Genomic DNA, 8,291 nt, shown 5'->3' with positions numbered 1-8,291 from the left:
CCGCCGGCGCTGTGGTCCCGCCAGGTCGTCTCGGGCGGACGTGTGCGCGCCGCCGTCCTCAACTCCGGCTGCGCCAACGCCGGGACCGGCCCCCTCGGCTTCCAGGACGTCCACGCCGAAGCCGAACGCGCCGCCGAACTCCTGGCCGACTCCGCCGCCGAGATCGTGCTGTGCGCCGCCGGCCCGATCGGGACCCGACCTCCACTGGACGCCCTCGACGACGGGCTCACCCGGGCCGTCGCCGAGGCCGGACGCGGTGGCGGCCTGCCCGCGGCCGACGCCATCCGCACCAACGACACCGTCGCCAAGATCGCCTTCCGGCGCGGTGGGGGAGTCACGGTCGGCGGGATGGCCAAGGGGCCCGACCCCTCACTGGGATCGGTCCTGTGCGTGCTCACGACCGACGCCGCGCTCGACCACGAACAGTGCCGACGCCTGGTCGAGGAGGCCACCGCCGCCTCCTTCGCGCCACTGACCGGGACCAACGACACGGTGTTGTTCATGGCCAGCGGAGCGGCCGGCGGGACGGCCGACGAGGACGTCGTCCGCGACCTCCTGACGCGGGTGTGCGCCGAACTCGCCGCCCAGATCGACGCAGATCCCCCCAGTACCGACGACAGGCAGGTCACCGCATGAACTCCCGCACCTCCGAGGACCAGGCCCAGGCCATGGACAAGGCCGCCCACCTCATCGAGGCGCTGCCCTGGCTCTCCCGCTTCCACGGCCGCACCGTCGTGGTCAAGTACGGCGGCAACGCCATGATCAGCGAGGAGCTGCGGGTCCGCTTCGCCGAGTCCATCGTCTTCCTGCACTACGCCGGACTGCGACCCGTCGTCGTCCACGGCGGCGGCCCCCAGATCAGCGCCATGCTGGAACGCTCCGGGGTGGAGTCCACCTTCACCGCCGGGCTGCGCGTCACCACCGACGACGCCATGGACATCGTCCGCATGGTCCTCACCGGTCAGGTCAACCGCGAGATCGTCGGCCTCATCAACCAGCACGGCCCCTTCGCCGTCGGCATGTCCGGCGAGGACGCCAACCTCCTGTACGCCGAGCGCAAGAAGGTCGAGGTCGACGGGGAGACCGTGGACATCGGTCGGGTCGGTGAGGTCGCCGAGGTCGCCCCCGAGGCGGTCTCCGCGCTGATCGCCGACGGTCGCATCCCCGTCATCTCCAGCGTCGCCCGCGCCGACGACGGCGGTGTCTACAACATCAACGCCGACACCGCCGCCTCCGCGCTCGCGGTGGCGCTCGGCGCCAGCAAACTCATCATGCTCACCGACGTCGAGGGTCTGTTCGCCGACTTCCCGGCCAACACCGACCTCATCAGCCGGCTCAACGTGGACGAGCTGCGCGCCCTGCTGCCCTCCCTGTCGTCCGGCATGCTGCCCAAGATGGAGGCCTGCCTGCGGGCGGTCGAGGGCGGCGTCCCACAGGCCCACATCATCGACGGCCGGGTCCCGCACTCCCTGCTCCTGGAGGTCTTCACCGACCGGGGCGTGGGCACCATGGTCGCCGACGAGGAACTGGAGGCCGAGCTGCTCAGCGGCAACGGCCACTACCCGCGCCCCTGGCGCCCCACTCACACCAACGGCACGAACCCGGGAGAGACCAAGTGACCAGCAGCGACCTGAGGGAGCGCTTCACCGCCTCGCTCATGCCCAACTACGGGGTCCCTCCGATCGCCCTCACCCTCGGGCGCGGCTGCGAGGTCTACGACGCGGACGGACGCCAGTACCTCGACCTCATCGCCGGCATCGCCGTGTCCGCGCTCGGACACGGACACCCCGCCCTGGTCGAGGCCGTCGCCCGCCAGGCGGCCACCCTGGCCCACACCAGCAACCTGTTCGTGCACGAACGCGAGGTACAGCTCGCCGAGCGCCTCATCGGCCTGGTCGGCGGCGACGCCAAGGTCTTCTTCGCCAACTCCGGCACCGAGGCCAACGAGGCCGCGCTGAAACTGGTCAAGCGCGCCGCCGGGCCCGGCCGACACTACTTCGTCGCCTCCGACCGGGGCTTCCACGGCCGCAGCGCCGGCGCGCTCGCCCTCACCGGCAAGGAGGCCATCCGCGAACCCTTCGGGCCCTTCGGCATGGACGTGCGCTTCGTCCCGCACGGCGACCTGGACGCGCTCACCGAGGCCGTCGACGAGCACTGCGTCGCCGTGTTCGTCGAACCCACCCAGGGCGAGGCCGGGGTCGTCCCCGCTCCCGAGGGCCACCTGGCCGGGGTGCGCGCCCTGTGCGACCGCACCGGCGCCGCGTTCGTCCTCGACGAGATCCAGAGCGGTATCGGCCGCACCGGCGCGTGGTTCGCCCACGAGGCCGAGGGCGTGCGGCCCGACGTCCTCACGCTCGCCAAGGGGTTGGGCGGCGGTCTGCCCATCGGCGCCGCCATCGGCTTCGGGCGCTTCGCCGACGCCTTCCACAAGGGCGACCACGGGTCCACCTTCGGCGGCAACCCGGTGGCCTGCGCCGCCGCCCTCGCCGTCATCGACACCATCGAGAGCGAGGGACTGCTCGCCCACACCACCGTGATGGGCGACCTGCTCGCAGAACAGCTCGAGGGGCTCGATCACCCCCTTCTGGCCGGCCAGCGCGGCAGCGGCCTGTGGCGCGCCCTGGAGCTGACCGCCCCGCACGCCGCCCACGTCCAGGAACAGGCGGCCGTCCGCGGATTCCTGGTCAACGCGGTGGCCCCCGACGCCATTCGTATCGCCCCGCCCCTGGTCATCACGCCCGAACAGATCGGTGTGTTCATCGAGGCCCTGCCGACCATCCTGGACGCGGCCGAAGCCGCCGCGACGAAGGAGAAGTAGTCATGACCCGCCACTTCCTGCGAGACGACGACCTCACACCCGAGGAGCAGGCCCACGTCCTGAACCTGGCCGACGAGATGAAGCGCGACCGGTTCGGTCACCGGCCCCTGGCCGGACCGCGCAGCGTCGCCCTCATCTTCGACAAGCCCTCCACCCGGACCCGCCTGTCCTTCTCCGTGGGCGTCGCCGACCTGGGCGGCAGCCCGCTCGTCCTCGACTCCGGCAGCACCCAGATGGGCCGTGGCGAGCCGCTCGAGGACACGGCGCGGGTCCTGGGGCGCCAGGTCGCCGCCGTCGTCTGGCGCACGTTCGCCCAGACCGACCTGGAGACCCTGGCCCGCCACATCAACATCCCGGTGGTCAACTCCCTCACCGACCGGTTCCACCCCTGCCAGATCCTCGCCGACCTGCAGACCATCCGGGAGCACAAGGGCATCCTCGCCGGGCTCACCCTCACGTACCTGGGCGACGGCGCCAACAACATGGCGCACTCCTACCTGCTCGGCGGCGCCACCGCCGGCATGCACGTGCGGATCGCCGCCCCCGAGGGGTTCCACCCGGACCCCGTCGTCCTCACGCGCGCCGAGGAGATCGCCGCCGCGACCGGCGGGTCGGTCGACGTCACCACCGACGCGCGTCGGGCCGCCGAGGGCGCGGACGTGGTGGCCACCGACACCTGGGTCTCCATGGGCCAGGAAGAGGAGAAGGAGGCCCGCGAGGCGCCCTTCCGCCCCTACATCGTCGACGACGCCATCATGGCGCTCGCCCGGCCCGAGGCCATCGTCCTGCACTGCCTGCCCGCCTACCGGGGCAAGGAGATCACCGCCGGGGTCATCGACGGGCCCCAGAGCGTGGTCTGGGACGAGGCGGAGAACCGGCGCCACGCCCAGAAGGCGCTGCTCACCTTCCTCCTGGACGAGAACGACAAGGTCGAGGTCCCGCCGCAATGAGCCACGAGAGCGGCACCACGGCACCGATGACCAAGGCCGCCAGACACGCCCGGATCACGGACGTCCTCACCCGCGAGGACGTCCGTTCCCAGGGCGAGCTGGCCAAACGCCTTGCGGAGGACGGGGTACAGGTCACCCAGGCCACGCTCTCCCGGGACCTGGACGAACTCGGCGCGGTCAAGCTCCGCACCGCCGACGGCCACCTCGCCTACGTCCTGCCCGGGGAGGGCGGCGAGCGCCTCCAGCGCACCCGCCCCGACACCCTCGGCCTCGAACAGGTCTCCGGCGCCCGGCTGAACCGGCTCGCCGAGGACCTGCTCGTCTCGGCCGAGGCCTCCGCCAACATGGTCATCGTGCGCACCCCTCCGGGCGCCGCGCAGTTCCTGGCCTCGGCCATCGACCACACCGACTTCCACGCCATCCTGGGCACCATCGCCGGCGACGACACCATCCTGGTGATCTCCCGCGACCCCGACGGCGGCGAGGACCTGGCCGCCGCCCTCCTGCGACTGGCGGACCGCAGACCCTGACGGTGCCGACACCGTCCCACCGAACCGAACACGCAAGGAGAACACCATGGCCGACCAGCCCGAGGCCCTGCGCCTGTGGGGCGGCCGCTTCGAGGGCGGACCCGACCAGGCCCTGGCCCGTCTGTCGCTGAGCACCCACTTCGACTGGCGTCTGGCCCGCCACGACATCGCGGGTTCCCGTGCCCACGCGCGGGCCCTGCACCGTGCCGGGCTGCTCGACGCCGACGAACTCGACGGCACGATCGAGGGGTTGGACCGGTTGGAGGCCGACGTGGCCTCGGGGGAGTTCACCCCCGTGCTGGAGGACGAGGACGTGCACACCGCGCTGGAGCGCGGCTTCATCGAGCGCGTCGGCCCCGAACTCGGTGGCCGGCTGCGTGCCGGGCGCTCCCGCAACGACCAGATCGCCACCCTGGTCCGCATGTACCTGCGCGAGGAGGCCCGCTCCCTCGCCGACCGGCTGCTGGAACTGGTGGGGGCCCTCGCCGACCAGGCCGGTGCCCACCCCGACGCCGCCATGCCGGGCCGCACCCACCTGCAGCACGCCCAGCCGGTGCTGCTGGGCCACCAGCTCATGGCGCACGCGTGGCCGCTGGTCCGCGACGTCGCACGGCTCCGCGACTGGGACCGACGGGCCGCCGTCTCCGCGTACGGTTCCGGAGCCCTGGCCGGTTCCTCCCTCGGCCTGGACCCCGGGGAGGTCGCCCTGGAACTCGGTTTCCCCGAGTCCGTGGAGAACTCCATCGACGGAACCGCCTCCCGCGACGTCGTCGCCGAGTTCTCCTTCATCACCGCGATGATCGGCGTGGACCTGTCCCGCCTGTCCGAGGAGATCATCCTCTGGGCGACCAAGGAGTTCTCCTTCGTCACCCTCGACGACGCCTTCTCCACCGGCTCGTCGATCATGCCGCAGAAGAAGAACCCCGACGTCGCCGAGCTCGCCCGGGGCAAGGCCGGACGTCTGGTCGGCGACCTCACGGGTCTGCTCACCACCCTCAAGGGGCTCCCGCTGGCCTACAACCGGGACCTGCAGGAGGACAAGGAACCGGTCTTCGACGCCGTCGACAGCCTCCACCTGCTGCTTCCCGCCATGACCGGCATGGTCGCCACCCTGACCTTCCACACCGACCGCATGGCCGAACTCGCGCCCCAGGGCTTCTCCCTGGCCACCGACATCGCCGAATGGCTGGTCCGAGAGCGGGTGCCCTTCCGCGAGGCCCACGAGATCGCCGGCACCTGCGTGCGCGTGTGCGAGGAGCGGGGGATCGACCTGCCCGATCTCACCGACGCCGACTTCGCCGAGATCTCCGAGCACCTCACGCCCGGCGTGCGCGAGGTCCTCATCGTCGCCGGGTCCCTGGCCTCCCGATCCGGCCGCGGCGGCACCGCCCCGGTCCGGGTCGCCGAGCAGCTCCAGAGCCTGCGCTCGGCCGTCGAGGAACACCGCAAGGCGTTCCTCGCGACCTGACCCCGTCTCCTCCCCGTCCCGCCGTGTGCCGGGTCGCGGGAGACCGGCGACCCCGGGTCGCACGAGGCATCGTGGGACCGGCCCCCGGGGTCGGTGAGCCCGCACGTGGGCGCGCGTCCGACCGGGCGCGCGCCCACGCGCGTGCGCGCGATCGGCCCCCCGATCGGCCCCCACCGTGCGCATCACCCGAGGTGACGCGGTTTCCGCGCCCGATCCGGAATTCCCCGTACAGGGCCGCGGAGAGTGCGATAGCGTCCTCATTCTGTGGGCACCACACGTGTTCCTCTCTGCGCGCACCGTGATCACCGGCGCGGGAACCGCCACTCCGACGCGTGCTGTCCGGTGCCCGCGGCCGAGGCCGGGGGAGGAGCACAGTGGGACAGTCGGCAGGCACGGGGCCCGGGATCAGGGCGCAGCTCAACCGCATCGTGCTCATCCCCAGCATCACCTTTCTGGCCCTGTTCGTCGTACTCAGCTCCACCACCCTCGCCCAGGCGATCTCCCTGCGCTCCTCGGTCGGTGACGGCCGGGCCGCGGCCGAGCTCACCACCGCGCTCACGGCGCTCCAGCACGAGCGGCGCGTGGTCGCCGAGTACCTGGCACGCCCCGACGACGACCGTCGAGGCGCGCTCACCACGGCCGCCGAGGAGACCGACACCGCACTCACCGGGCTCCGCGCGGTCTGGGACACCCTCGCGGCCGATCCGGCCGACCCGGACCCGCGGGCGAGAGCCTTCCAGGAGTCCCTCGCGGCGGTGGAGGAGGCGCGCGCCGGTGACCTCGCCGACGTCGAGGACGCCCAGGTCGTCATGGGGCTGTACACCGAGGCCGTGCGCCAGGGTGTGCGCCTGTACGAGCACACGGTCCGCGAGCTCGACGACGGTGGTGCCTCCGTCGAGGCCACCACCACCGGCGATCTGCTCTGGGCCCAGGAAGGGTTCGCCCACGCCGACGCCGTCATCAGTGGTGTGCTGGCCACCGGAGGCCTGACCCCCGAGCGGCAGGCCGAGATCGCCTCCCTCGACGGTGAGGTGACCGGACGCCTGGAGACCCTCGCCGGAGCCGAGGGGGAGGGTTCCACCGTCGCCACCGAGCTCCTGGAGACGGCGTCCTGGGAGCGCGCGACCGAGATCGCCCGGACCCTCGCCCTCCACGAGGCGACGGTCGAGTTCGACCCCTTCACCGGTGAGCGCACCGAGGACCGCTCCGTGCCCACGGGCCTCGGTGACTGGCGCACCGTGGCCGACGAGACCGAGCAGGTCCTGGCCGCCGCGACGGCCGAACGCGCGACGTCCGTGGTCACCGCCACCGAGGCGGCCAGCGCCTGGATGTTCACCCTCGCTCTGGGCGGCGGTATCACCTCGCTCTTCGCCGGCACCGTCGCCTACGGCGTGGCCGCCCGGTCCGCCGGTCGCCTCACCTACCGCCTCGCCACCCTGCGCGCCCAGACCCTGGCCATCGCCCGGAGCGACCTGCCCAGGATCGTGCGTCGCCTGGAGACGGGGGAGAGCGTGGACCTCGACAGCGAGATGAAACAGCTCGACCACGGCACCGACGAGGTCGGCCAGGTCGCCGACGCCTTCAACACCGCCCAGCGCACCGCCGTGGCCGCCGCCGTCAAACAAGCCGACATCCGGGCCGGGATCAACCGCGTCTTCCTCGGCATCGCCCACCGCAACCAGTCGTTGGTCCAGCGCCAACTCCAGCTCCTGGACCGGGTGGAACGGGAGGAGGAGGACCCCGACCTGTTGGAGAGCCTCTTCCAACTCGACCACCTGGCCACCCGTGGACGCCGGCACGCCGAGAACCTCATCATCCTCGGCGGCGGGCGACCCGGTCGCCGCTGGCGTCACCCCGTGCCGCTGGTGGACATCCTGCGGGGCGCCATCTCCGAGACCGACGAGTACGCCCGGGTCGAACTCACCACCGTCCCGGACCTGTCCCTGGTGGGCGCGGTGGTCGCCGACGTCATCCACCTGCTGGCCGAACTCGTGGAGAACGCCACGGCCTACTCGCCGCCCCACACCGAGGTCACCATCGACACCGGCAACGTTCCCAAGGGTGTGGCCATCGAGGTCGAGGACCGTGGACTGGGCATGACCGAGGACGTGCTGCGCAGGGCCAACCAGACCCTCGCCGACGCCCCCGAGTTCGACGTCATGACCCCCGGAACCGACGGGCGCCTCGGCCTGTTCGTGGTGGCCCGTCTGGCGCACAAACACCACATCGGCGTGCAGTTGCGCCCCTCGCCCTACGGGGGCACCCGGGCGGTCGTGCTGATCCCGCACGCCCTGGTCGCCTCCGGGCCCTCGCACGACCCCGCCGGGGCCACCACCCTGAACGGGACCGGGGCGCCCGGACCCGGCGCGCACGCGTCCGAGCCCGACACCGCCGACCCGCTCGCCGCCGAGACGGGCCCCGGGAACGGCCGGCCCCTGCTCCGTCCGGTCCCCGAACACCACCGGGACGAGGACGTCGAACCCCGGGGCGAGCGCACCCGGACCCGCACGCTCCGCCAGGTGCCC

7 protein-coding genes are annotated in these 8,291 nt (G+C 72.5%); all 7 read left to right on the top strand.

Annotated elements, in window-relative coordinates:
• On the top strand, nt 1-636 hold a 636-nt coding region (locus DSY14_RS09225), incomplete at its 5' end, for a bifunctional ornithine acetyltransferase/N-acetylglutamate synthase (protein ID WP_211716077.1).
• The gene (gene argB, locus DSY14_RS09220; protein ID WP_211716076.1) at nt 633-1,619 is read left to right on the top strand and encodes an acetylglutamate kinase; all 987 of its coding nucleotides are present in this window, start codon (nt 633-635) and stop codon (nt 1,617-1,619) included. The genes DSY14_RS09225 and argB, both read left to right, overlap by 4 nt.
• A complete protein-coding gene (locus DSY14_RS09215; protein ID WP_211716075.1) occupies nt 1,616-2,818 on the top strand; it encodes an acetylornithine transaminase in 1,203 nt (400 codons plus the stop codon). Before argB ends, DSY14_RS09215 begins: the two co-directional genes overlap by 4 nt.
• A 2-nt stretch (nt 2,819-2,820) precedes the next feature.
• A complete protein-coding gene (gene argF / locus DSY14_RS09210) occupies nt 2,821-3,768 on the top strand; it encodes an ornithine carbamoyltransferase (RefSeq protein WP_211716074.1) in 948 nt (315 codons plus the stop codon).
• Nucleotides 3,765-4,298, top strand: coding sequence for an arginine repressor (locus DSY14_RS09205; RefSeq protein ID WP_211716073.1), 534 nt, complete (start codon nt 3,765-3,767; stop codon nt 4,296-4,298). Before argF ends, DSY14_RS09205 begins: the two co-directional genes overlap by 4 nt.
• Nucleotides 4,299-4,344: 46 nt before the next feature.
• The gene (gene argH / locus DSY14_RS09200) at nt 4,345-5,766 is read left to right on the top strand and encodes an argininosuccinate lyase (protein ID WP_211716072.1); all 1,422 of its coding nucleotides are present in this window, start codon (nt 4,345-4,347) and stop codon (nt 5,764-5,766) included.
• Nucleotides 5,767-6,140: 374 nt separating this feature from the next.
• Nucleotides 6,141-8,291: nitrate- and nitrite sensing domain-containing protein (locus DSY14_RS09195; protein WP_211716071.1), on the top strand; the 2,151-nt coding region annotated here is incomplete at its 3' end.

It is taken from the genome of Nocardiopsis sp. MG754419 (assembly GCF_018207095.1).
Classification (GTDB): Bacteria; Actinomycetota; Actinomycetes; order Streptosporangiales; family Streptosporangiaceae; genus Nocardiopsis.
Note: the sequence above shows the minus strand (reverse complement) of the source record. Positions and strands in the feature narration are given on the sequence as shown.

Excerpts from the sequence above, each read along its gene's own strand:
- DSY14_RS09205 (WP_211716073.1), top strand. The coding sequence starts at position 3,765 with ATGAGCCACGAGAGCGGCACCACGGCACCGATGACCAAGGCCGCCAGA.
- argH (WP_211716072.1), top strand. The coding sequence starts at position 4,345 with ATGGCCGACCAGCCCGAGGCCCTGCGCCTGTGGGGCGGCCGCTTCGAG.
- argB (WP_211716076.1), top strand. The coding sequence starts at position 633 with ATGAACTCCCGCACCTCCGAGGACCAGGCCCAGGCCATGGACAAGGCC.
- argF (WP_211716074.1), top strand. The coding sequence starts at position 2,821 with ATGACCCGCCACTTCCTGCGAGACGACGACCTCACACCCGAGGAGCAG.